We start from the raw sequence: 23482 nt of genomic DNA, 5'->3' as shown, positions 1-23482 counted from the left end.
TTTGTACTTTTATGCTTAATTATTTTCCATGAATTATTTCTTCACAGGGCGCGTCCAAGCATCGATGGTGATTTGCTTGCTGCGTGCTAGGGTTAGCTTGCCATCAGGGCTGTCTTTGGTGATGACTGAGCCAGCACCGATGGTTGCGCCTGCGCCGACTTTAACAGGGGCGACTAGGCTTGAGTTACTGCCGACGAAGGCATTATCACCGATGATGGTATTGAATTTATTCACGCCGTCGTAGTTGCAGGTGATGACGCCTGCGCCGATATTGACATCTGCGCCAAGTGTGGCATCGCCGACATAGCTTAGGTGGTTGATTTTACTGCCAAGACCGACAGTGGTTTTTTTGGTTTCGACGAAGTTGCCGATTTTTACCTTGTCAGCAAGTACGGTCTTTGGACGCAGATGTGCGAATGGGCCGATGGTGACGCCTGCGCCGATGGTGCTGTCATCGATCACGCAGTTTGGCTTGATGTGGGTGTTATCGCCGATAGTGGTATTGCTGATGACGGTGCCGGCATCGATTTGTACGCCATTGCCAAGCGTGACATCGCCGATAAAGACAGTGTTGATGTCGATAAAGACATCTTGTCCGCAGGTTAAGCTGCCGCGAATGTCCACGCGGTTTGGGTCGGCGAACTGCACCCCTGCAAGCTGTAGGGCGTGAATTTGGTGGGCTTGATAAGTGCGCTCAAGATTGGCAAGCTGAATGCGATCGTTCACACCTTCGATCTCAAATTCGTATTCAGGCGCAATGGTGGCGATGGCGATGCCGTCAGCGACCGCCATTTTGACGATGTCGGTCAGGTAATACTCGCCTTGGGCGTTGTCATTGCTCAGTGCTGGCAAGTATTTGTGTAGTAGGGCATTGTCCACACAGTAGATGCCGCTGTTGATCTCAGTGATTTGCTTTTGTGCTTCGGTGGCGTCTTTTTGTTCGACGATGGCGACGACTTTACCATTATCACGCACGATGCGACCTAAGCCAAATGGGTTGGCGACATCTAGGGTTAGCATAGAGATGCCGTCAGTATTGGCGGCGACAAGCTTTGCCAAGGTATCGGCTTGGGTTAGTGGCACATCACCGTATAGAATCAAGCTTTTGCCATCGGTCGGTAAGTGTGGCAGTGCCATTTTTACCGCGTGACCCGTGCCAAGCTGCTCGGCTTGCTCAGCGAAAGTCACTGGATAATCCACCAAATCCGCCTTGACCATCTCACCACCAAAGCCATAAATCAGCACCGTGCCGTCTGATTCGACCGCTTGGCAAGTATCCAAGACATGCTTGACCAAAGCTTTACCCGCCAAGGTCTGTAGCACCTTTGGGCGAGTTGATTTCATGCGAGTGCCTTTGCCAGCGGCTAAGATGATGGTGTGTAGCGTCATGGGATTTTCCTTAAAAATTGTTAATCCATCAATTTTAGCAAAAATTCATGAGATTTTGGCAAAATTTTAGATGGCTTTGGTTGTGGTTTTGTATAAAAAATAAAAAACAGGTCGCGTAAACGACCTGCTTGTGGAGCGTAGGAGTGGATGGGTTAGGCGACGCCTTGTAATGGATTGACATTGAAAGTATATAGGAAAATTTTCCACTCGCCATTTTGTTTGGTCATCACGAACACTTCGCGGTTTAGATCGATGACGCTGCGTTGGTCTTTTAGGCTTGTGACCACTGAGCCGAAGTGATGGTGGGTGCGTACCACGGCGGTGTCGCCATTGACCCAAATGCTATCGACAGCGAAGTCGGTGACAAATTTTTCGTTTTTGAATAAGTTGTCATACTGCTGTTTGCGCTCTTGGGTGGTGTCTGCGGTCAGCACTTCGTTCCATTGCGAGTAGCTTTCTGGTGCTGCGAATAAGGTTAGGATGGTTGCGGTGTCACCACTATTTAGTGCATCTTGATAACGGATGATTTGGTTGTACACAGCTTGTTGCTCTTGGGCGATTTTTGGATTGTTGTCAAAACGAAAATCACCGCCAGTTTGGTCTGCTGCTTTGGCTTTTGGGTTGCTGCCTTGTGAGGCAAGGGCTTTTTGGAGTAGATTGCCATTATCAACAGCAAAAGCAGGTGATACAGCTGAGAATGCAACAACGGCTGATAGTAGAGCTGGCATGAATTTTTTCATGAGTATATTCCTTATTTTGGTTATTTTTTGATGATTAAATCATTATTGTGATTATTTATTTTATTTTTATAATAACAAGCAGTGGTTTTTGTTATTGCTTGCTTGTTGGTGCATAGAATACGCCTTTTTGTTGCGCATACAACCATAAAATCGGTGATTTTGTTATATCAATGTACAATAAAACTTACAAGCTGGCAAAAATCTTACAACATGGCGTGAAAAATTACCTATCATTTGCAAAGAGCTTACTGAAGTTTTGCTAATGGATTGGTGAATTTAAAGGGCTAAAAAAACCGCTTTTGGTAAAGCGGTTGGTGGTTAAATCAGGTGGTGTATATGGTTTGATTGTACATTTAGCTTGGCAGAATACCAAACGAAAACAGCCCAATCACCGTAATCATCCCTGCGATGATTCCTGCTAGGACATCGTCCATCATAATGCCAAAGCCACCCGTCAAATGCTCATCCGCCCAGCTGATTGGCGCGGGCTTCAGCACATCAAATACGCGAAATAGCACAAATGCTGTGCCAAAAATCAGCCAAAATTCTGCCGTCATCAGCGTTGCTGTGCTAAGACCGTCCATCTCGTGTAGCACAAATAAACTTGGCAGAAGCGCAAGCCACATCCCGACCCATTCATCCCAGACAATGTGCGGATCGTCATCAATGCCCATCAGCGCCGAAGTCTTGCCACAGATAAAGCTGCCAAAAATAAGCCCCAATGCTGTGGTGGTGACAAACGCCCAAAACCCCGCCAAGACCATTGGAATGGCGATGATCAGTCCGCCCACCGTCCCCCAAGTCCCTGCGGCGCGGCGCGGCAAGCCTGAACCCAGTCCGATGCCCAGCCAATAAATCAGTCGCTCAAAGGCGGTGGCGGTCGGTGGGCAAGGTGGGCAAGTGTTGGCTTTATAGATGTTAGGTTTGGATTGGCTCATGGTTTTATGGTATTGATTGAAGGCTATTTGACGAAATCTCGTTTATAAGCGATGTGATTTTGGATATTGGTCATGGCATCGCGTTCATCCCAGATTTGCAGCTCCCACGGGTAGTAGAAATTACTGGCATTTTTAAAGTACACATGAATACCGATATAGCCATCGACATCGCGCAGATACCAATTTTTTAAGCCATATTTTTCTTTAAAACTATCCAGTTTTTCTAAAATAATCCCAATGTCTTCTGAAGGTAGGACAATTCTTGCACCAAAAATATCATTTAATATATTGTTCACGGGATATTGATTATCTCGGACAAGATAGCGTACAATTTTTGCTTCGATGCTCTCAGAAGTCTTAACTCGATAATAAAAAGTGATGTCTTTGGTATCGGCAAACAGTAGATAATCATTGATGGCTTCGTGTAGATTTAGGCGATATGATAAGATGTGTTCAACCGGCACATTTTTTAGCGTGCGACTTGGGTTGAGTTTTTCTACTTTGCCCGTTTCAAAATAATCTTGGGAGTATTTGGCGTGGATTAGATTGATTTCGCGAATTAGGCGTTCGGTTTTTTCTAGATTTTGACTATCCATTGTACATAATTCCTTAAAAATGCTCCCAGCCTTTCACCTTAAAATCCACCGCCTTGCCATGCTCAAACAGCATCAGACCATCATCAGCACTGATCTGTCCAATCGGATAAATGGGTAAGTGAGCAAAATCAGCCTGAAATTGCGCAAGCTTTGCTGCCGGTAGGGTGAAGCACAGCTGATAATCATCGCCGCCATTTAAAATATGCTGATATTTCTCGGCAAAAGGCAGGGCAGCGACCGTATCAGTACAAGGAATCTGTTCAAGATTTAGCCTTGCGCCCACACCGCTTGCTGTCAGAATATGCCCCAGATCCTGCCCCAGGCCATCAGAGATGTCGATCATGCTATTGGCAAATCCCTTGAGCGCTTGCCCAAGAGCAACTTGTGGCGTCGGATAATCCAGTGCAGCGCGCAAAGGACTTGCCTTGCCTTGCAAAACCTGTGATAACGCCAAGCTTGCCGAGCCAATCTGTCCACTGACACAGATAATATCGCCAAGCTTTGCACCGCTGCGTGTGATGGCAGCGCCTTGTGGTACAAAGCCTGTCGCGGTGATGCTAATGGTGGTGGTCGGCGAATAAGTAGTATCACCGCCGATTAATTTTACACCAAATTCATCGCAGATCTGATACAGTCCATCGGCAAAGCCCGCTACCCATGCGGCATCGTATTTTGGCAGGCTAAGTGCCAGCGTGATGCTGTGTGGTGTCGCGCCCATCGCTGCAAGGTCGGATAGATTTACCGCCACCGCCTTATAGCCCACCGCGTGTGCAGGCGTATCGGTAGGGTAGTGGCGATTTTCCACTATGGTATCGGTGCAGATCACCAACTGATGCCCCATCGGTACATCCAGCACTGCGCAGTCATCACCGACACTGATGGCGATGTCATCTGCTGCCGTATGACGGCTAAAATGCTTGGCGATGAGCGAAAATTCGGACATGGTTGATTTCTTGGCTTGGTATCAGCTTGGTAAAAGATGTTTGGGTTTACGCGTCTTTTTGGGCTTTATGGGCACGCACTTCGGTCTCACGCACGATTTTGGCGTATTGATCTAGCACGGCATTGATCAGCTTGTGTGCATCGGTTGCACCAAAGTGAGTGTTCAGCTGCATGGCTTCATCCAGCACGACTTTGTAAGGGATGTGTAGGCTGTATTTGAGTTCATAAGCGCCGATCAGCAGAATGGCTTTTTCGACGGTATCAAGTGCATCAAAATTACGGTCAAGATGACGAGAGATATCCACAATCAACTCACCTGCTTGCTCAGGAATCTTACGCATCAGCTCATGATAATAGCCAAGATGTACCGTATGCATGGCATTATCCGCACGCGTACGCGCAACGATGGTGTGCGGCTCATTGCCACCGACTAAGGCTTTATCCGTCTTGGCAAGGCGATAATCGGTCAATAGCCACTCGTACAAGCCTTGCAGGGCAAAGCGGCGCGCCTTACGCACGGCAGTATGGGTGGTTTTGTAGCCAGTTTCGGCCAAGGTGATGTCGATGTCAGTCATGATATTCTCGCTTGCAAAAGACAAAATGGGCAACAGTTTTATCGGCAGATGCTGATATGATAAAACAAATCGCGCCAAAGCAAAAGGTGATTGATTGTTAAATAGTGTGGATAGATCCAAAAATGTGCCGCTTAAGCACATTCAAGTGGTTATATATAGTGATTTAACTTCAAAAACCACCAAAACCGTTCGCTCTAAAGTAGTGAGCCTGTCGAACTATCGAAGGGTGGAGTGGTTTTCTGTTCTGGTTCGATTTGGCTTACCACGAACGCAAAAGCTCATATGGCGTATTTTGAATTTAATGAACTATACAAACCAAAAACTTAAAAAGTCAAAAGTGGGCGTGCGCTTGCATCACCCACAATCTTGCGATATAAACGGTATATTAAATCGCTTTTAATACAGAAACCATCTCAAGTGCGGTCAAGGCAGCTTCATAGCCTTTGTTGCCAGCTTTGGTGCCGGCGCGCTCGATGGTCTGTTCGATGTTTTCGGTGGTCAAGATGCCATTGATGACAGGCTTGCCTGAAGATAGCGCCACTTGGCTTAGGCCTTTGGCTGACTCATTGGCGACGATGTCAAAGTGTGGCGTTGCACCGCGGATGATTGCGCCCAATACCACCACAGCATCATATTTATCCGACTCAGCAAGACGCTTGGCGGTCAATGGTAGCTCAAACGCACCTGGTACGCGCACCACATCGATATTCTCGCCTTGTACTCCATGACGCACTAGGGCATCGATCGCGCCTTCTACCAAGCTTTCGACCAAAAAGCCATTAAAACGACCCACGGCGATGGCGATACGCACCGCTGAATTGTCATGCAAAGCACCTTCGATGTGCGTGATGGCGGTTTTTTGAGCAGTAAAAGTTGTCATAATAATTATCCTAAAATTTATAAATGGTTGCGGTTATTTTAACACAGTTTGATGGCGTTTATAAGCAAGTTTTTGCAAATAAAAGTTGCAAAATTGGGCTAAATAGCATTTTTAAAATGCCCCATCTGATCGATGGCTGAATTTACCAAATCAAGCGCACAGGGATATTTTGCGCTGCCATAAATTCTTTGGCTTCTCGGATGGTATAATCGCCAAAGTGAAAAATACTCGCCGCAAGCACCGCGTCCGCACCGCCTTGGATGACGCCATCAGCAAGGTGCTGTAGATTGCCCACGCCGCCTGATGCGATCACAGGGATATTGACGCTGTCGGCGATGGTGCGTGTTAGTTCAAGGTCGTAGCCTTGGCGTGTGCCGTCGCCATCCATGCTGGTGACGAGCAATTCGCCTGCACCGCGCGCGGTCATTTGTTTTGCCCATTCGATGGCGTCGATGCCTGTGGCTTTGCGTCCGCCGTGGGTGAAAATCTCAAAACCCGTACTGCCATCTGCGCGCAGCACGCGCTTGGCATCGATGGAGACGACGATGCATTGATTGCCAAAACGCGCGGCGGCATCACTGACCAAATCAGGATTGGTGATGGCGGCTGAATTGATGCCGACCTTGTCTGCGCCTGCGTTTAATAGATTTCTGATGTCTTCGATTTTACGCACGCCACCGCCGACGGTTAGTGGAATAAAGATGGATTTGGCGATCAGCTCAACGGTGTGATAAGTGGTGTCGCGCCCATCTGATGTGGCGGTGATGTCCAAAAAGGTGATCTCGTCTGCGCCTTGATCGTTGTAGCGTTTGGAGACTTCCACAGGGTCGCCTGCGTCTTTGATGTCCACGAAATTCACGCCCTTGACGACGCGACCATTTTCAACATCTAGGCAGGGAATTAGGCGTTTGGCTAACATGGGAATGTCCTTTGTTTTGGCAAGTTAAATTGTACTTGGCATAAAAATTGGCTGAATTTGCCGTATTTTCAAACATCAATTGCCGTATTATTTATTATAAAATAAAAAACTTTTTTAAATATCAACTTAATAAATAAAATTTATAAGCAACCATCCAAAAATACTTTGGCAATTTTAACAAAGTTTTATTAAAATATCAGCAGTTTTAGTGATTTTGATACGCCAAGGCTTGTTACGCATCAAAACCTTATCTTTTTTTGCCAACCGAAGTGGTGCTTTATGTCTGTTTATACCCATTTGTCTGATGATGAATTTTATGCCTTTTGTGGCTTGTATGGCGTGCCTTTTAAAAAGGCAATTCCGATCGTCCAAGGGATCAAAAATTCCAATTGGTTCGTGCAGACCGATGGCGATGAAGGTGATGCGTTTAGCTATGTGTTCACCTTGTACGAAGAACGCGTGCCTGATGACATCATCAAGATGGCGACCGTGATGCACACGCTTAAAGATGATTTGCCGATCGCTGCACCTTTGATTAAAAAAACCGCCAAAGGTATACACATCGGTGAAGATTGCGTGATGCGCTATGAGAATAAGGCGATTTTGGTTGTGCCAAAATTGGCAGGTGTGCACCCGACAGCGACCACAGTGTCGATGTGTCATGAGATGGGCAAGGCTTTAGCGGTGCTTCATAATACCTTGACAACGCTACAGCCTGCTGAAGAATATGGCGTGCCTTTGTACGACTGGGCAAGAGTCAAGGCGCGCGAAACAGCTTTCATGCCGATTGATGAAGCGCGTCTTATGAATGATATTTGGGATGCGCACGCCAATCTGCCAAGTGATTTGCCAAAGGGTTTGTGCCATTTGGATATGTTCACGGACAATACCTTGTGGGATTTTAGCGGTGATGTGCCGCGCCTGACGGGTCTTTTGGACTTTACCGAAGTGTCGGTGGAGTATTATGTGATGGATGTGGCGATCACCATCAATGATTTTTGTACCACTTGGGGCAATGCCAGTGATGGCGAGAGCGTGAATTTTGACACCGAGAAGATGGCGGCGTTTATCGAAGGCTATGAGTCGGTGCGCGTTTTGACTGCCGATGAAAAAGCGGCACTGCCTGTGATGCTGGCGTATAGTGCAACGATTTTTTGGCTGCTGCGTCTTAATGTCATCCATTATAACCGCGAGCAAGGTCGTACAGGTGATGACATTATGGTGAAAAATCCTGACCTAATGAAACGCTTGGCGAGTTTTCATTGGGGCCGTGTCTGATGTGCCAACTTTTAGGAATGAACTGCAACACCCCAACTGACATCGGCTTTAGCTTTGCTGGGTTTCGTAAGCGCGGTGGCTTGACTGACCATCATGAAGATGGCTTTGGCATTGCATTTTTTGAGAAAAACCCGCACGAAGATGGCGTGGGTTTGCGTCAGTTTCACGATGACAAGCCAAGCCATTCATCACCGATTGCTGATTTGGTGAATAATTATCCCATCCGTGCGATGAATGCCATCGCTCATATCCGAAAGGCCACCCAAGGCAGCAACAGCCTTGCCAATACCCATCCTTTCGTCCGTGAAGTGTGGGGTGAGCAATGGGCGTTCGCACACAATGGGCAGATGACCGACAGCTTCGTTAAGCGCACCGAGCGACTGATGGCAAATGGCAACGCCGAGCATTACACGCCTGTGGGGACGACCGACAGCGAATTGGCGTTTTGCTACTTATTGAACCGCCTAAAAGCCACTTTCAAAAGCCGCCCATCTGATGAAGCTTTGTTTGCTTTTTTGACCGCGCAGTGCCGCTATTTATCTGCCAATGGACTGTTTAACTGCTTGATTTCTAATGGCGATTGGCATTTGGCATATGCAGGCAGCTTGCTATTTTATCTGACGCGCAAAGCACCGTTTGGCGAAGCGAAGCTATCGGATGGCGAGATGACGATCAATTTTCAAGATGTCACCACCGAGAATGATAAAGTCACCATCTTGACCACCATTCCTTTGACCGATAACGAGACTTGGTCGCAGCTTGCGGTGGACGAGTGCTTGATTTTTAAAGATGGCGATGTGGTATTTCGCGATACACCGAGCAAAAAAACTTATATGAGCATCGAAGATGGCATCGCACTTGCGCGTTCGGTCGGGGCGAGTATTTGATGCGATTTGTGCAGGATTTTGCTGCGATTGATTTGTCTGCAGCGTGGCTTGCGCCATTTTTGCCGATGCATTTATCTTTTGCTGATACAGGTAAAACGCCTTTGGCAACTTGGCTGAATGACTATTTTATCAAGCAAAAGTTGGGCCTATACAGCACGCTTGGCAAGTCCCTATCTTTTACTGATCAAAGTGATCTGCCGCACGGTGTGGCGTATGAGTGCTACATCGGTGAGACAGGTAAGATCCCTACGCGTGATAATCTGCACGATTGGTTTGGTGCGAATATCTGGGTGGTATTTCCCAAGTGCAAAGCCATGCTCAATCACCATCACCTAAAGCACCTAGACGATGGTGATACGGACAATGGGCGCAATCGCGTGCGTGATGCCATCACGGTATTTGATGAAAATGGCATCATCGTCGCAGTCAGTGATGAGAAGGTGGGGCAAGCGATTGGCGCAGCGTTGGGGCGGTTTGATTGGCAAAATTCATTGGTCGCACCAAGAGCATTTTGGCATAATCCAAGTGAGCTATCTGACCAAACGCACGCCCAAGCCTTTATCTTTGGTCACGCCCTGCTTGAGCAGCTGATCACACCGCGCAAAAATCTGTGCGCTCATGCGCTGATTGTGACGGTGCGAGCGGAGTTTTTTGAGCATTCATTAAGTGCGCAGTTGGCGTATTTGGATGAGCTTGTCGCGGATAAATTGGATATTTGGCTGAGCCATCCTGCGACCACGCCAAGAGATCTGCAGCCCTTGCCTGTGCTTGGCGTGCCATATTTTTGGCAAGGGCAAGATGATGTATTTTATCAAGATAAATCAGTATTTCGAGAAGGGCGTCGGCGATGATGAAAGTGGCGTTATTTTTGCACTTGATTGCTGCAAGTGTTTGGGTTGGTGGGCATCTGTATCTGCTTGTGCGCCTGATGCCAAATTTTGTTAAGCGAAACGATGTGGCAGGCTTTTTGGCATTTGAAAAAAGCTATGAACCGCTTGGCTTAGCGGCGTTGGGCGTGCAAGTGGTGACAGGGATTTATATGCTAAATAGCATTGTACCGATGATGCTGTGGCTGACGCCGATGGGTTATTTGACCGCGCTGATTCATGCCAAATTGACTTGGCTTGTACTGACGATTATGACCGCTTTGCATGCGCGCTTTCGTGTGGTGGCAAAGCTTGAATCAGGTGCGCATAATGACAAAACGCTTGGACTGATGGCGATTCATGTCGGCTTGATTTGCCTGTGGTCGCTAGGCTTTGTAGCGACAGGAATGGCATTTCGGTATTAATGGGGTGAATTTATTAAAAATAATTGATTGATAAAATTATAAATTTACTCTTTATAAATCCTATTAAAATAACTTCGCCACGCGCACAAGCCCGCGCCAAAAATCCTGATATGGCGGCGCAATGTAAAATAGTACCGCCAATACCGCATATAGACAAGCGTATTGGATCAGCTTGTCTGTCTCAAAGAATTTCAATGCCGTGCCAAAGGATTTTTTCAGTTTCAAGCCAAAAGCATTGACGCTATAAATCTCATCTAAGAGTAAATGAACCATCGCACCGATAAATAACATCGCACCAAATACCCAACTGACAAATGCCGTCAGCTTCAATCCGTAAAACACGCCTGACACCAAAGCCAGTGCAAATACTGCCATGTACGGCACAGAATGCACCATACCGCGGTGCGTAGTCAGGCGGCTAAACAGCTCAAATAAGCCAAATCTTAGGACCAAAAACGCTGTCGCCCATAAAATCAGCGCATCAAGCACCAACTGATCTGCCGAATAGCGATTGGCATATAAAATGGTGATCAATGTCGAGACAATCAGCGATACCGCGAAAAATCCTTGGCTGGCAGGCTTAGAATGCTCAAGGTCAATGTCAGGCAGTAGGCTGCCAAGCGTACCGACGATGGCGCACAGCACCGCAGTGGTGATACCATACAGCTCGGCATAATGGCCACCGCCTGCAATGGCAATGCTTGCCGCTGCGCCCACGCTTAAGTGTGTCTGAAAATTTGCCATAACACCAACCCATCCAACCAAATCACGCACAAACAAAAAAGCCAGTCTGCTATAAGACTGGCGATTTGCTCTCTATCGAGAAGAATATTGGCATCCCATAGGGGATTCGAACCCCTGTTACCGCCGTGAAAGGGCGGTGTCCTAGGCCTCTAGACGAATGGGACGCAAGGTTCGTTATTTTTATTTTTAATCAAAACTTCGTTAGCTCGCCTTGCTGTACTACTTGTACTATCTTCGGCTCGCTGCCTAGTTTTGATTTAAAACTAAAAAATAACTTAATATTTATAGAATGTAAGAAAATGCCTAGGTGATTACATTCTTTGACTAGCTTTGGTGGAGCTAAGCGGAGTCGAACCGCTGACCCCTTGCATGCCATGCAAGTGCTCTACCAACTGAGCTATAGCCCCGTGCTAATGAGTGCGTATTATACAGCAATTTTACCCATCGTCAAGCACTTTTTGCAAAAATTTTATAAAATTGTCATAAAGTTTCTAAGTGATTGATTTTACTACATAAATAAAACAAAACGGCGCATGATACCATACACCGTTTGCATTGGCTTAAGTACGAAAAGATTTATTTAGCAGCTAGGAAGTTTGGCAGTGATTTGTTCTTTTCTTCGAGTTTTTTCAGCTTTTTCTTGCCAAGTCCGCCAAGCACTTCGGTGGCGTGGCGCAGGCGAGCAAGCGTCATATCCGCGCCGATGACATACATTGAGTTCATCACTGGGGTGCTCGATGTGCTGCCAGCGATCGCCACAAAAAACGGCTGCATAAAGTCTTTGAGTTTGATCTCAAAGCTTGCTGCCAAGCCTTTTAGCACCGTATAAATGTTGTCTTCGGTCCATGCAGGTAGGCTCTCTAGCTGCCATGTGGCAAGGTATAAGATCTCAAGCAATTGGTCATTATCAAGGCTCTTATGTGCAAAGTCTTCGGCGCTGACTTCAGGCAGATTTTGGAAATAAAAACCTGCCCAGTTCACCGCATCAGAAAGCAGATTGATGCGTGGCTGAATGGCTTTGGCGATGGCGGTCAGTTTCTCATCATCGCTTGCCCAAGCTAGGATGGTATTTTTTAGATTTTCTACATCCATGGCACGCAGGTATTCGCCGTTTAGCCAGTAGAGTTTTTCGATATCAAAGACAGGGCCGCCCAGTGATACACGCTGGATATCAAAGCTTGCAATCAGTTCATCTAGGGTGAATTTTTCTTGATCATTCGGTAGGCTGTAGCCCATGCGACCTAGGTAGTTCAGCAGCGCTTCAGGCAAGACGCCTGCATCACGGTAGTAGGTGATCGAAGTTGGGTTTTTGCGCTTAGACAGCTTGGATTTATCAGGGTTTCTCAGCAGTGGCATATGGCACAATACAGGCATTTCCCAGCCAAAATACTGGTATAGTAGTTGATGTTTTGGTGCTGATGGTAGCCATTCTTCACCACGCAATACATGGGTGATTTGCATCAAATGGTCATCGACGACATTGGCAAGATGGTAGGTCGGCAGCCCATCGGTCTTTAGCAAAACTTGCATATCGACCTGCTCCCAAGGGATAGTGACTTCGCCACGCAGCATATCATGAATGGTGCAGACACCTTCGCTTGGCACACGCATGCGGATGACATAAGGCTTGCCTTGGGCGACTAGAGCGTCTGATTCTTCACGGCTAAGGTTGGCATAGCGGCCGTCGTATTTGACCGGTAAGCCTTGTGCCATCTGTGCTTCACGCATGGCGTCTAGCTCTTCGGGTGTGCAAAAACAGCGAAACGCATGACCATCATCCAATAGCTGCTGGGCATATTTTTTATAAATTTCACTACGCTCAGACTGACGATACGGTGCGTGTGGACCGCCGACATCAGGGCCTTCTGCCCAACTTAAGCCCATCCATTTTAGCGCGTTTAGAATCATCTGCTCTGACTGTGCTGTTGAGCGCACTTGGTCGGTGTCTTCGATGCGTAGGATGAATTCGCCGCCCATCGACTTGGCAAAAGCTAGGTTAAACAGGGCGATATAAGCAGTGCCAACATGGGGAAAACCTGTCGGGCTTGGGGCGATGCGAGTACGAACTGGACGAGACATAATAATCCTAAAAACGATAAAAAATCAGATAATCATTAGCTAAAAAATTGTGCATTATAATAGCAAATTTTGGCGCATTTTGGTAGCGATGACAAGATTTGCTTGGCAAAAGCCGAAAATTGTTTAAAATCAGCAACAAAAGCATACAAAAAACCGCCACAATTTCCCCAAAAATTCATCAATTACTGCTAAAATAGTAAGGTTATGGTTCCATGATTACATTTGGATATTTATTTTTAATATATAATAAATATTTGTTGTAATTATATGAACAAAAAACTGCTTTTTAAATTGCCATTTTTTTATTGGGAAAATCCATGTCAAGCCAAGATTCTGCCGAATTTAGCCACACAACTGTCCTATTAGATGAGACGGTGGCGATGGTGCTTGGCGCAAAAAAACTTGCCGATGTGCCAAAATCATCGGTATCAGGCGTGTATGTTGATGCGACTTTTGGGCGTGGCGGTCACAGCCGATTGCTATTAGAATATCTGGCGGATGATGCTGTGCTTGTGGTCTTTGACAAAGACCCGCAGGCGATCGCGGTGGCTGATGAGCTTGCGGCGGTGGATCGCCGCGTGAAAGTCGTGCATGACAGCTTTGCCAGTTTGACTGATAGCCTTACCCGTCTTGGCATTGATCAGGTCGATGGCTTGATGGCGGATCTTGGCGTGTCCAGTCCGCAGCTTGATGATGGCGCGCGTGGCTTTAGCTTTATGCGCGATGGCACGGTGGATATGCGTATGGATACGAGCCGTGGTGAGCCTGTGTCGGCATGGCTTGCTCGCGTGTCAGCCGATGAACTTGCTGATGTGTTGTACGAATATGGCGAAGAGCGGCATTCGCGGCGTATTGCGCGTGCGATCAAGGCGATGGAAAATTATGATTCGACCCTTGCGCTTGCTGAGGCGATTAAGCAAGCCCATCCCAATTGGCAAAAGAGTAAGCACCCTGCGACCCAAAGCTTTCAGGCGATGCGTATTTTTATTAATAACGAGCTTGGCGATGTCGATGAGTTTCTTTGTCAAAGCATCGATGCGCTCAAAGCAGGCGGACAGCTTGCGGTGATTAGCTTTCATTCGCTTGAAGATCGCCGCATTAAGCAGTTTTTGCAAAAGCACAGCCGCGGACAGTATGAAGAAGATGCGCACCTGCCCATGCCGCCCATACGCCCAAAATATTTTGGCAAGCCAAAACGCGTCGCCCCAAGTGATCAGGAAGTCAAAGCCAATCCACGCGCGCGTAGTGCATGGCTGCGTGGCGCGATGCGTACGGATGTCGCCTTTGAAAAATAAATGATGTATTTGAGTATTGTTGTGATTGATAACGCCATGAGCCCTGTAGAACAGCCCCAAAAAAAATCCAAATCGCCATCGATCTATGGCGATCATCAGTTGGTGCGCACCAATATTACTAAGGTGCTGCGCTGGATTTTGGCGATTTTGGTGGTGCTTGTGATGTGGACAGGTATCTCTGTGGTGGAGCAGACACAATATCGCCACAAGGTTTATAAGGAAATTCGCACATCGGAGCTGCAGCTACAGGCACTGCGCACTGAAGAACAGCGACTGATGATCGAGCAACAAACTTTCAGCGCCACCCCACAAGTGGCAAGCCGCGCGGTCAATGAGCTGGGTATGTATTTTCCAACAGGGTCATCGCGCCGCGTTTTGACACCGCAAGTCAATCCAATGGATGCCAATGATGCTGCCGACACTGCTAAGGATGCGCAATGAGTAAAGTCAATAAACCCCGCCAATCTACAGCCAGTGTCACGCCGCCATTGCGAAAAGTGCGCACCGTCACTGCCAAAGATGATGAGCGATTACTCAGACGCGCGCTCCGATTTTTCGGCATTGGTCCAAAAAAACGCAAAACCGTCTCTTTGACCGTTGGCAAGAATGATATTCATCGTTATTACATCGTTTGGGGATTAATGGCGTTCGGTTTGACAGGTTTGGTGAGTGGCGCGGTGTATCGCCAAGTGATCGATGCTGATCGCTTGAACGAAAAAGCGGCATTGTACACCACCACCAAGCGTCCGCTCGTCTCATCGCGTGGTTTGATTTTTGATCGTAATAACACGCCACTGGCTGCCAATGCGCCGCTGATTACGGTGTTTTTGGACGCACAGGCTTATGCCGAGCAGTATTATTCACTCAATAAACGCCTACAAACCGCCAGCAACCAAAAAGACAAGGACAAGCTAAGTCGTGAGCTTGATAAGATGGATTTGGTCAAGATCGCCACCGCGACAGGCTATCCGCTCGAAAAGCTACAAGCAGCGGTGAAGATCAATAATAAGCTTGACTATTTGGCTGATGACATTGATATACAAATCAAGGCAGCATTACCGACAGGCAATGGTGTACGCCGCGTGGTGATCCTAAATAAGGTATCGCCTGAAGTAGCCGCACCAGTGCTTGCGCTTGATATGGATAATGTCATCGGATCAGAAAAGCACGATCAACGCTACTACCTACAAGCAGAGCCGAACGCACAGATCATCGGCTTCATCGGTCGCTCCCAAGAAGACGACACGCTGATCGGACGAGCAGGCTTAGAAGCGCAGTTCAATCAATATCTGACGGGTAAAGCTGGTGAGCTGCTCGTCGTCAAAGACCGCCGCAATATGCCGATCAATGCCATCGAAGAAGTGACACCGCAGGTTAAGAGTAAAGATCTGCATCTAACCATCGATGCGCGCCTACAGTATGTGCTGTATAAAGAGCTTGAGCAAGTCGGACGCCTACAGTCGGCGCGTTCAAGCTCAGGCATGGTTGTTGATGTACAAACAGGCGAAGTGCTCGCGATGGGTTCTTGGCCGTCGTTCAACTCAAACAATCTGTCCGAGCGCGATGGTGCAAATGAGCGAAATCGTGCGGTGATGGATGTCTTTGAACCTGGTTCGGTGGTCAAGCCATTTACCGTCGCAGCCGCGCTAGAGTCGGGCAAATACAGCACCAGCTCAGTGATTGACACCAATCCAGGCAGCGTGTTGGTCGGTGGCTATACCATTCGAGATGGCGGTAATTATGGCGCCATCACCTTGGATAAACTCATCCAAAAATCCAGTAATGTCGCCTCAACCAAAATCGCCCTAAGTCTGCCGAATGATGCCATTGTCAATATGCAGCGCAAATTTGGCCTGGGTCAAAAAACCAGTCTCAATTTCCCATCAGAGGCTGCAGGCACAATCCGCACACCGCAGAGTAAAGAAGTCTCACGACGCGCAACCCTAAGCTATGGCTATGGTCAAGAAGTTACCCTAGCGCAGTTGGTGCAAGCTTATGCCACGCTTGCCAATAACGGCATCAAGCAGCCCTTAAGCCTTGTGCGCGATATCGATAAGGGTAAGCCTGAGCGCGTCATCTCAGCACGCCACGCCCAAGAGATTACCAAGATGATGGAGTTAGTCACTGCCCAAGGCGGTACGGGTGCGCGCGCCGCCATCAACGGCTATCGCGTGGCAGGCAAGACAGGTACATCACGCCGTGCCAATCCAAAAGGCGGCTATTATACCGATCAGCATCGTGCGGTATTTATCGGTATGGCACCGGCGTCCAACCCACGCTTTGTCGTGGCGATTTTGGTGGAAGATCCACGTAAGCAGTCATACGCAGGGCAGGTGTCTGCACCAGTATTTCATAATGTCATGAAAGAGGCGTTGCGTCTTTATAATGTCCCTTATGACAAACCGCTGTATGCAGAAACACCTAAGGCTGACACGGCTGCAGCTGATACACCAACCAAAAAACAACCCTAAGAATATCAGAAAGGAAATCTTATGCGCGCAGTGAATTTTAGCGAAGTTATTGAACGAGCAGCTGATATATCCCACACGGTGGCATCAGTAATTGGCTTGTTGCAGTTGCAGTCATGGTTTGCACCAATCTTGACGCATCAGATGGCCAACTTTTGTTTGGATAGTCGCAAAATCAGCGAGCAAGATGGCTTTGTTTTGCTTAAAAGCACAAGCCAAGATGCACAAGCGACTATTGATAGTGCCAATCGCTACATCCAAGCCGTCAAAGATACCGCAAGCTTTATCATCACTGAGTTTGATGCAGATGTACTTGTGCTTGATGGCGTATCCATTCCTGTAGTGAGTCTGCCAACCATTCGCACCATCTTGGGTGATTTGATCGCTGCTCGTTTTCAGCTTGATGAGTCTGTGCCGCTACCGACTGTGATCGCAGTAACAGGCACCAATGGCAAAACGACCGTCAGTCAGCTGATTGCTCAGCTGTGCCAATTATCAGGCATTGATGCAGCGGTGATGGGGACGGCGGGCAATGGTCGCCTTGATCAATTGGTACAAGCGGCAAATACCACAGGCGATGTGCTATTGGTGCAAGAATTTATTTACCAAATGGCGCTTGATGGCGTGAAAGTCATCGCTCTTGAAGCCAGCTCGCATGGACTGGATCAATATCGCTTGCAGGGTGTGCCTGTGGCGGCGGCGATTTATACCAATTTATCGCATGATCATTTGGATTATCATAAGGATATGGATGATTATCGCGATGCCAAAGCCAAGCTGTTTGACAAGACGATTTTCCCAACTTTACAAGTCGGCGTGGTCAATGGCGATGCCGAATGCGCGCTGTTTGATTACCAAAGCGATCGCGGTTATCCAGTTTATCGCTACAGCCAAAAAGACAGCACAGCAGATTTTTTTGCCCAAGATGTCCGCCCAAGTCTTGATGGGGTGGTGATCGATGTGCAGACCTCACAAGGGCTGATGACGGTACATAGCCCATTGCTTGGCTTATTTAATGTCGATAATCTGATGGCAAGCATGGCGGCATTTGCAGCACTATTTCCTAAGCAGGCGGTCAATTTGCCAAATCTGATTACAAGGCTTATCGGTGCGCGTGGGCGAATGCAGCGCGCCGAGTCACAGACAGGCTCATTCATCGTCGATTATGCGCACACGCCTGATGCTTTGGTGCAGGTCTTATCAAGCCTTCGCAAGCACTGTGAAGGCAAGCTTGTGGCGGTGTTCGGCTGTGGCGGCGATCGCGATCGCACCAAGCGTCCGCTGATGACACGCGCAGGGCTTGATTATGCCGATCAAGTGATTTTGACCGCAGACAATCCACGCTCAGAAGAGCCTGCCGCCATCCTAAATGATATGCAGCAAGGCTTAAGCTGTGAAGACCATTACAAAATTCTCATCGAAGCCGACCGCAAAAAAGCGATAGAATTGGCGGTAAAATCTGCAGGCGATCAGGACATCATCGTCATCGCAGGTAAGGGTCATGAGACTTATCAAGAGATCAAAGGCGTGCGTTATGATTTCGATGACTTGGCGATTTTGACCGAGCTGTTGCAACGCTATCACAAATGAATTTAAGCGATTTATAATTTAGTTATTTTAAAAATTTTAAGGCAATATTATGACGATTTCCACCGCCGATAACGGTGCTTATGTCTGGCAAGCAGAGACGCTCAAGCAAGCCACGCAAGGCACATGGCATAAGCTTAATGATGCAGTAATTCAAGCAACACGCATCATCACTGACACGCGTAAAGTGGCAGCAGGTGATGTGTTTTTGGCGATCAAGGGTGATCGCTTCGATGCGCATGAGTTTGTCAATACTGCTAAAGAAAATGGCGCGGTGGCACTGATCGTTGAGCATGAAGTGAACTGTGATTTGCCGCAGCTTGTGGTCAAAAATACCAAGCTTGCCTTGGGTGATTTGGGTAAATATCGCCGTGATCAGCATCCTGATCTGACCGTTGTGGCGTTGACGGGCTCAAGTGGTAAGACCACAACCAAAGAGATGATTGGCGCGATTTTAAGCCAAATTGCACCGACCTTGATGACGCGCGGCAATCTTAATAATGATCTTGGTGTGCCGATGATGCTGCTTGAGCTGAACGATGCACAGCGTTTTGCGGTGATGGAGCTTGGTGCGAATCACTTGGGTGAGATCGCTTATACCGCAGGTCTTGTGCGTCCTGATGTTGCGCTGGTGTTGAACATTGGAACAGCGCATTTGGGTGAGTTCGGTGGGCGTACCAATATCGCGCGTGCCAAGAGCGAGATTTATTCTGCGCTTAGCGACAATGGCGTGGCGATTTTACCATTTGCGGATGAGTTTTATCAAAGCTTGGCGGATGAAGCGGCGAAGTTTACCGAATTATCATTAAGCTTCGGTGAAAAATCTGTACCGCTTAATCAAGCGGGTTTAAGTGATGAAGATCAGGCGATGCTATCGGCTGAAGGCATCGAATCTGTGTTGATGATGGGCGATTTGTTCGCAGATGACATCGAGACTTTCGCCACGCATTGTACATTTACACTAAATACCAATATTGATATTGATGAAGTTGAAAGCTTGCCTGTGCGCCTACCATTCATCGGTGAGCATAATGTCGCTAATGCACTGGCGGCATCGGCAGCGACTTTTGCATTAGGCGTGGATTTGCCGACGATTGTTAAGGGATTAGAGTCTGCGGTAGCACCAAAAGGACGATTGACGCGTATTGAATTTGGCGCGCATACCTTGATTGATGATACTTATAACGCTAACCCAACTTCGATGGTCGCGGCTGCAAAAGTGCTAGAAGTAGAAGAGAATACCAAGATTTTGGTGCTTGGTGATATTTTTGAGCTGGGCGATGCTGCTGACGATGAACATGCCAAATTAGGCAGTGAGCTTGCAGGCTTAGTCATCGATCATGTGCTGACTTTGGGTGATCACATGGCACACACAAGCAGTGCGATCAATCAAGTAAAGCCGATTGCTACGCATTTCACCGACAAGCCAAGCTTACTTGCACATTTACAAGATTTATTAAAAAATACCAATGCGACCGTGCTATTTAAAGGCTCGCGTGGCATGGCAATGGAAACTTTGATTAACGATTTGACCACCATCTAAAATTTAAGGAAAACTTATGCTTTATTGGCTATTACAACAAACAGACATCGCCATTGGGTCATTGACCTTGCGCGCCCTGCTTGCGGTAATTACAGCATTGATTATCGTGATTTTGGGTGGTAAGCCTGTGATCAATTATTTACGCACGCTAAAATATGGTCAAGCGGTGCGTGATGATGGACCAAAAACTCACCTTGCCAAGCAAGGCACGCCGACGATGGGTGGCGTGCTGATTTTGGTGGCGATTGGTCTTGCGACTTTGGCGTGGGCGGATCTGTCTAATCCTTATGTGTGGATTTTGATGGTGGTGATGGTCATTTTTGGCGCTGTCGGCTGGGCGGATGACTGGCTAAAAATCAAGCACAAAAACCCACAAGGCTTGATCGCACGCAAGAAGTATTTTTGGCTGTCGGTCGGATCGCTGTTTGCAGGTGTGTCACTGTATCTGCTTGCCAGAGAGCAAGATGCCGCGACAATGATCGCCATGCAAGATATGCTGATTCCGCTGTTTAAAGATGTAGTGATTCCATTTTCGGCACTGCCTTTGGGTATTGGGTTTATCATTGCGACTTATTTTGTGCTGGCAGGCTCGTCAAATGCTGTGAACCTTACTGATGGCTTGGATGGCTTGGTGATTTTGCCTGTGGTGATGGTGGCAGCTGGTCTTGGCGTGTTTGCTTATATCTCAGGTTCGGCGAACTATGCTGATTATATGCATGTGCCGCACATTGCTTATAATGCTGAAGTGACCATCGTCTGTGCGTCGATCATTGGTGCAGGTCTTGGGTTTTTGTGGTATAACGCTGCGCCTGCAGATGTCTTTATGGGCGATGTTGGTGCGCTGTCATTGGGCGGTATGCTTGGTACGATCGCGGTGATGACGCGCCAAGAGCTTGCCTTTGCCATCATGGGCGGTATCTTTGTTGCTGAAGCATTGTCGGTGATTTTGCAAGTTGGCTCGTATCGCCTGCGTAAAAAACGCATTTTCCTGATGGCGCCGCTGCATCATCATTTTGAAGAAATGGGGCTTAAAGAAACCAAAGTCGTCGCGCGATTCTACATCGTCTGTATCATTTTGGTGGTTTTAGGTTTGATGACTTTAAAATTAAGATAATTTAATATTAAAGATAAATTTATTAACCGCTTGCCGATTGGGTGAGCGGTTTTTTGATTATGTGTCAGTATGGTAGCGCAAGCCATCCAAAGCCCTTGGTTTGGCATGATGGGGTGATTTGTGATACACTTAGCCTTTGATTTAGCCATACGATATTTTTATAAATTAATAATAATTAGAAGATTTAATATGAGTAAAGCAACACAACGACAAGCGACCGACGCTCCATTTCCCGTATTGTGGGTGATGATGCTTGGCGTGATGGTCGCCATTGGACCATTGGCGATCGATATGTACTTGCCTGCTTTGCCGCGCATGGCGGATGACTTTGGGGTGAGTGTCGGTAATATTTCTAAGTCTGTTCCTGCTTATTTCATTGGGTTGGTGCTTGGGCAGTTGTTCTATGGTCCGTTCAGTGATCGGGTGGGGCGTGTCAAGCCGATGTATCTTGGCATGACGATTTTTGTTGCGGCATCCATCGTCTGCGCCACGACCGATCATGAATATGTGCTGTTTGCTGCGCGTACGGTGCAGGCTTTGGGCGCGTGCGTGACAGGGGTGGTGACGCGTGCGGCAATTCGTGATACGCTCAATCCTGTGCAGTCGGCGCGTGCGTTTAGTCTGATGGTGCTGGTGATGGGCGTTGCGCCGATTCTTGCGCCTAGTTTGGGTGCGGCGATTTTACAAGTAACCGACTGGCACGCGGTGTTTTGGTTCTTGGCAGGTTATGGCGTTTTATTGATTGTTTTGACTAAGTTTTTTTTAAAGGAAACTTTACAGCCTGAAAACCGCAATACACAGCCGATCACCGCGACACTGTCGCAATATGTAGATCTGTGCAAAGACAAAACCTTTATCATTCCAGCTTTGGCGGCAGGGTTGTTACAAGGTGCATTTTTCATTTACCTGTCGGCATCCAGCGAATTATTCATGGTGAATTTCGGTCTGACCGAGCAGCAGTTCGCCATCGCCTTTGGTGCCAATGCCTTTGGATTTATCGCTTTGACGCAGGTCAATCAATTCTTGACCAAGCGATTTCGTCTGGTGCAGCTACTAAGATTCGGCGCGGCAATTCAGCTGATCGCGGCAAGCTGCTTATTGGTATTGGGGCTGATGTTTGGCGGTGAAGCCAATCTTGTTTTGGTGTTTTTGAGCATTTTTTGTTGCATCGCAGGGCTTGGCTTTACGCAGCCGAACGCAGGCGCGATCGCACTGGCTTATCAAAAGCACCGCGCCGGTATGGCAAGTGCATTACAAGGCTCGCTACAATTTTCGGTGGGGATTTTTGGCGGTTTGTTAATTGGCTTGTTTGATCTAAATGTCGTGCCGCGATTGGGTATTGTGATTTTTGCCTTGGTCGTCATTGGTGCGCTGTTGGTGTATCGACTTGATCCTAAGCTTGATCTATCGACGATGGATTAAGTCACCAACTGGCAAGAAAAATTTCTCATCACCCAAGCCTTGTACACGAGCTTGGGTGAGTGCTTTTAGGCGATCTAAAAACTCTGCTCTTGGCAATAATTGCGCACCTAAGCTCATCAGATGCGGATTTTCCAATTGGCAATCGACAAGTGTAATGCCCGCCTGCTGACACAGATGCATCAAACCCCAAAAGGCGATCTTTGATGCATCGGTGCGTCTGTGAAACATACTTTCGCCACAAAATATCGCGCCGATATTCACGCCATATAAGCCGCCGATCAGCTCGCTATCAAGCGGTGCACCTTCCCAAATCTCAACGCTTACCGCTACACCAAGCGTGTGTAAATCTGCGTAGGCTGACTTCATCGTATCGCCGATCCAAGTCTCATCGGTATAACTGCGCGGCTGACTGCAGGCATCGATGACAGCATCAAAGACAAGGTTGGTGGTGAGTGTCCAAGGTTGTTTTTTGGCAGTGCGGACTAGGGATTTGCTTGGCGTGAATTGATCAGGCATGAGTACACAGCGCACATCAGGCGACCACCAGCAGATCGGATCATCATGATTGAACCACGGAAACACGCCTGAGCGATAAGCATGAAGCAAGGTAGGTACGGACAGATCACCGCCCGTGCCAAGAAAGCCATCCACCGACTGCGCCATCGCCCCTGTAAAATCAAATGGGCAAGTATCGGCAAGCGCGTGCAAGCGTAATAAGTGATCGGCAGCAGAATGAATGTCGGTCATGATGGATTAATGGTAAAGGCCAAATGAGAAGTGTGCTATAAAAAGGTG

At 47.7% G+C, this 23482-nt stretch carries 22 protein-coding genes and 2 tRNA genes; 11 read left to right on the top strand and 13 right to left on the bottom strand.

The window, feature by feature from the left end:
• Positions 1–33 precede the first annotated feature (33 nt).
• From glmU to hisF, 8 genes are all read right to left on the bottom strand, one after another.
• Positions 34–1389, bottom strand: coding sequence for a bifunctional UDP-N-acetylglucosamine diphosphorylase/glucosamine-1-phosphate N-acetyltransferase GlmU (glmU, locus tag NKU06_RS02695; RefSeq protein WP_254728579.1), 1356 nt, complete (start codon positions 1387–1389; stop codon positions 34–36).
• 152 nt (positions 1390–1541) lie between these two features.
• A complete protein-coding gene (locus NKU06_RS02690) occupies positions 1542–2129 on the bottom strand; it encodes a nuclear transport factor 2 family protein (protein ID WP_254728577.1) in 588 nt (195 codons plus the stop codon).
• A 353-nt stretch (positions 2130–2482) separates the two neighbouring features.
• Positions 2483–3067, bottom strand: a complete 585-nt coding sequence (locus NKU06_RS02685; RefSeq protein WP_254728575.1) for a phosphatidylglycerophosphatase A — start codon at positions 3065–3067, stop codon at positions 2483–2485.
• Between the two features lie 23 nt (positions 3068–3090).
• Positions 3091–3663: a GTP pyrophosphokinase gene (locus NKU06_RS02680; protein ID WP_254728573.1), complete on the bottom strand. Its 573-nt coding sequence runs from the start codon at positions 3661–3663 to the stop codon at positions 3091–3093.
• 13 nt (positions 3664–3676) lie between these two features.
• Positions 3677–4606: a thiamine-phosphate kinase gene (gene thiL / locus NKU06_RS02675; protein ID WP_254728570.1), complete on the bottom strand. Its 930-nt coding sequence runs from the start codon at positions 4604–4606 to the stop codon at positions 3677–3679.
• Positions 4607–4652: 46 nt separating this feature from the next.
• Complete coding sequence (nusB, locus tag NKU06_RS02670; RefSeq protein ID WP_253224253.1) at positions 4653–5180, bottom strand: transcription antitermination factor NusB; 528 nt, start codon at positions 5178–5180, stop codon at positions 4653–4655.
• A 385-nt stretch (positions 5181–5565) separates the two neighbouring features.
• Entirely contained in the window at positions 5566–6060 is a 495-nt protein-coding gene (gene ribE, locus NKU06_RS02665; protein ID WP_254728568.1) for a 6,7-dimethyl-8-ribityllumazine synthase, read from the bottom strand.
• 142 nt (positions 6061–6202) lie between these two features.
• On the bottom strand, positions 6203–6979 hold the full coding sequence (hisF, locus tag NKU06_RS02660; protein WP_253224251.1) for an imidazole glycerol phosphate synthase subunit HisF: 777 nt from the start codon (positions 6977–6979) through the stop codon (positions 6203–6205).
• A gap of 279 nt (positions 6980–7258) precedes the next feature.
• Here hisF and NKU06_RS02655 point away from each other — a divergent pair, with 279 nt between their 5' ends.
• The 4 genes from NKU06_RS02655 to NKU06_RS02640 are packed head-to-tail and all read left to right on the top strand — an operon-like array spanning position 7259 to position 10435.
• On the top strand, positions 7259–8257 hold the full coding sequence (locus NKU06_RS02655; RefSeq protein ID WP_254728566.1) for a homoserine kinase: 999 nt from the start codon (positions 7259–7261) through the stop codon (positions 8255–8257).
• Complete coding sequence (locus NKU06_RS02650) at positions 8257–9144, top strand: class II glutamine amidotransferase (RefSeq protein ID WP_254728564.1); 888 nt, start codon at positions 8257–8259, stop codon at positions 9142–9144. The genes NKU06_RS02655 and NKU06_RS02650 overlap by 1 nt, the downstream gene beginning before the upstream one ends.
• Positions 9144–9995 (top strand): DUF3025 domain-containing protein, encoded by an 852-nt coding sequence (locus tag NKU06_RS02645; RefSeq protein ID WP_254728562.1) that lies wholly within the window; start codon positions 9144–9146, stop codon positions 9993–9995. Before NKU06_RS02650 ends, NKU06_RS02645 begins: the two co-directional genes overlap by 1 nt.
• Complete coding sequence (locus tag NKU06_RS02640; RefSeq protein ID WP_254728560.1) at positions 9995–10435, top strand: CopD family protein; 441 nt, start codon at positions 9995–9997, stop codon at positions 10433–10435. The genes NKU06_RS02645 and NKU06_RS02640 overlap by 1 nt, the downstream gene beginning before the upstream one ends.
• 63 nt (positions 10436–10498) lie before the next feature.
• On the opposite strand, the gene NKU06_RS02635 is transcribed toward NKU06_RS02640, so the two are convergent.
• The 4 genes from NKU06_RS02635 to gltX form a co-directional block, all read right to left on the bottom strand.
• Positions 10499–11179 (bottom strand): metal-dependent hydrolase, encoded by a 681-nt coding sequence (locus NKU06_RS02635; protein ID WP_254728558.1) that lies wholly within the window; start codon positions 11177–11179, stop codon positions 10499–10501.
• Between the two features lie 88 nt (positions 11180–11267).
• A tRNA-Glu gene (locus NKU06_RS02630) sits at positions 11268–11343 on the bottom strand.
• A 167-nt stretch (positions 11344–11510) separates the two neighbouring features.
• A tRNA-Ala gene (locus NKU06_RS02625) sits at positions 11511–11586 on the bottom strand.
• Between the two features lie 169 nt (positions 11587–11755).
• Complete coding sequence (gene gltX, locus NKU06_RS02620) at positions 11756–13258, bottom strand: glutamate--tRNA ligase (protein WP_254728556.1); 1503 nt, start codon at positions 13256–13258, stop codon at positions 11756–11758.
• A gap of 317 nt (positions 13259–13575) precedes the next feature.
• On the opposite strand from gltX, the gene rsmH reads away from it, so the two are divergent.
• The 7 genes from rsmH (at position 13576) to NKU06_RS02585 (ending at position 22687) form a co-directional block, all read left to right on the top strand.
• Entirely contained in the window at positions 13576–14553 is a 978-nt protein-coding gene (gene rsmH / locus NKU06_RS02615) for a 16S rRNA (cytosine(1402)-N(4))-methyltransferase RsmH (protein ID WP_371928022.1), read from the top strand.
• A gap of 36 nt (positions 14554–14589) precedes the next feature.
• Entirely contained in the window at positions 14590–14994 is a 405-nt protein-coding gene (locus NKU06_RS02610) for a cell division protein FtsL (RefSeq protein ID WP_254769563.1), read from the top strand.
• Positions 14991–17024, top strand: a complete 2034-nt coding sequence (locus tag NKU06_RS02605) for a penicillin-binding protein 2 (RefSeq protein WP_254728550.1) — start codon at positions 14991–14993, stop codon at positions 17022–17024. Before NKU06_RS02610 ends, NKU06_RS02605 begins: the two co-directional genes overlap by 4 nt.
• Before the next feature lie 21 nt (positions 17025–17045).
• Positions 17046–18611, top strand: coding sequence for a UDP-N-acetylmuramoyl-L-alanyl-D-glutamate--2,6-diaminopimelate ligase (locus NKU06_RS02600; protein ID WP_254728548.1), 1566 nt, complete (start codon positions 17046–17048; stop codon positions 18609–18611).
• A gap of 49 nt (positions 18612–18660) precedes the next feature.
• Positions 18661–20151 (top strand): UDP-N-acetylmuramoyl-tripeptide--D-alanyl-D-alanine ligase, encoded by a 1491-nt coding sequence (gene murF, locus NKU06_RS02595; RefSeq protein WP_253224240.1) that lies wholly within the window; start codon positions 18661–18663, stop codon positions 20149–20151.
• A 16-nt stretch (positions 20152–20167) separates the two neighbouring features.
• On the top strand, positions 20168–21265 hold the full coding sequence (mraY, locus tag NKU06_RS02590; RefSeq protein ID WP_253224239.1) for a phospho-N-acetylmuramoyl-pentapeptide-transferase: 1098 nt from the start codon (positions 20168–20170) through the stop codon (positions 21263–21265).
• Positions 21266–21454: 189 nt separating this feature from the next.
• Entirely contained in the window at positions 21455–22687 is a 1233-nt protein-coding gene (locus NKU06_RS02585; RefSeq protein ID WP_254728546.1) for a multidrug effflux MFS transporter, read from the top strand.
• Here NKU06_RS02585 and aat read toward each other — a convergent pair.
• Positions 22670–23434: a leucyl/phenylalanyl-tRNA--protein transferase gene (gene aat / locus NKU06_RS02580; RefSeq protein ID WP_254728544.1), complete on the bottom strand. Its 765-nt coding sequence runs from the start codon at positions 23432–23434 to the stop codon at positions 22670–22672. The genes NKU06_RS02585 and aat overlap by 18 nt on opposite strands.
• Positions 23435–23482: the final 48 nt, after the last annotated feature.

Origin of the sequence: Moraxella sp. FZLJ2109, assembly GCF_024296965.1 — a bacterium.
In the GTDB taxonomy this organism is placed as follows: domain Bacteria; phylum Pseudomonadota; class Gammaproteobacteria; order Pseudomonadales; family Moraxellaceae; genus Moraxella.
The sequence above is the reverse complement of the archived record's forward strand: the minus strand, read 5'-3'. Positions and strand labels throughout refer to the sequence as shown.

Coding starts and splice junctions, on each gene's coding strand:
- glmU (WP_254728579.1), bottom strand. CDS start 1,389: ATGACGCTACACACCATCATCTTAGCCGCTGGCAAAGGCACTCGCATG.
- rsmH (WP_371928022.1), top strand. CDS start 13,576: ATGTCAAGCCAAGATTCTGCCGAATTTAGCCACACAACTGTCCTATTA.
- NKU06_RS02680 (WP_254728573.1), bottom strand. CDS start 3,663: ATGGATAGTCAAAATCTAGAAAAAACCGAACGCCTAATTCGCGAAATC.
- thiL (WP_254728570.1), bottom strand. CDS start 4,606: ATGTCCGAATTTTCGCTCATCGCCAAGCATTTTAGCCGTCATACGGCA.
- NKU06_RS02600 (WP_254728548.1), top strand. CDS start 17,046: ATGCGCGCAGTGAATTTTAGCGAAGTTATTGAACGAGCAGCTGATATA.
- NKU06_RS02640 (WP_254728560.1), top strand. CDS start 9,995: ATGAAAGTGGCGTTATTTTTGCACTTGATTGCTGCAAGTGTTTGGGTT.
- NKU06_RS02655 (WP_254728566.1), top strand. CDS start 7,259: ATGTCTGTTTATACCCATTTGTCTGATGATGAATTTTATGCCTTTTGT.
- nusB (WP_253224253.1), bottom strand. CDS start 5,180: ATGACTGACATCGACATCACCTTGGCCGAAACTGGCTACAAAACCACC.
- NKU06_RS02605 (WP_254728550.1), top strand. CDS start 14,991: ATGAGTAAAGTCAATAAACCCCGCCAATCTACAGCCAGTGTCACGCCG.
- NKU06_RS02645 (WP_254728562.1), top strand. CDS start 9,144: ATGCGATTTGTGCAGGATTTTGCTGCGATTGATTTGTCTGCAGCGTGG.
- mraY (WP_253224239.1), top strand. CDS start 20,168: ATGCTTTATTGGCTATTACAACAAACAGACATCGCCATTGGGTCATTG.
- gltX (WP_254728556.1), bottom strand. CDS start 13,258: ATGTCTCGTCCAGTTCGTACTCGCATCGCCCCAAGCCCGACAGGTTTT.
- hisF (WP_253224251.1), bottom strand. CDS start 6,979: ATGTTAGCCAAACGCCTAATTCCCTGCCTAGATGTTGAAAATGGTCGC.
- murF (WP_253224240.1), top strand. CDS start 18,661: ATGACGATTTCCACCGCCGATAACGGTGCTTATGTCTGGCAAGCAGAG.
- NKU06_RS02650 (WP_254728564.1), top strand. CDS start 8,257: ATGTGCCAACTTTTAGGAATGAACTGCAACACCCCAACTGACATCGGC.
- NKU06_RS02690 (WP_254728577.1), bottom strand. CDS start 2,129: ATGAAAAAATTCATGCCAGCTCTACTATCAGCCGTTGTTGCATTCTCA.
- ribE (WP_254728568.1), bottom strand. CDS start 6,060: ATGACAACTTTTACTGCTCAAAAAACCGCCATCACGCACATCGAAGGT.
- aat (WP_254728544.1), bottom strand. CDS start 23,434: ATGACCGACATTCATTCTGCTGCCGATCACTTATTACGCTTGCACGCG.
- NKU06_RS02610 (WP_254769563.1), top strand. CDS start 14,590: ATGAGCCCTGTAGAACAGCCCCAAAAAAAATCCAAATCGCCATCGATC.
- NKU06_RS02635 (WP_254728558.1), bottom strand. CDS start 11,179: ATGGCAAATTTTCAGACACACTTAAGCGTGGGCGCAGCGGCAAGCATT.
- NKU06_RS02685 (WP_254728575.1), bottom strand. CDS start 3,067: ATGAGCCAATCCAAACCTAACATCTATAAAGCCAACACTTGCCCACCT.
- NKU06_RS02585 (WP_254728546.1), top strand. CDS start 21,455: ATGAGTAAAGCAACACAACGACAAGCGACCGACGCTCCATTTCCCGTA.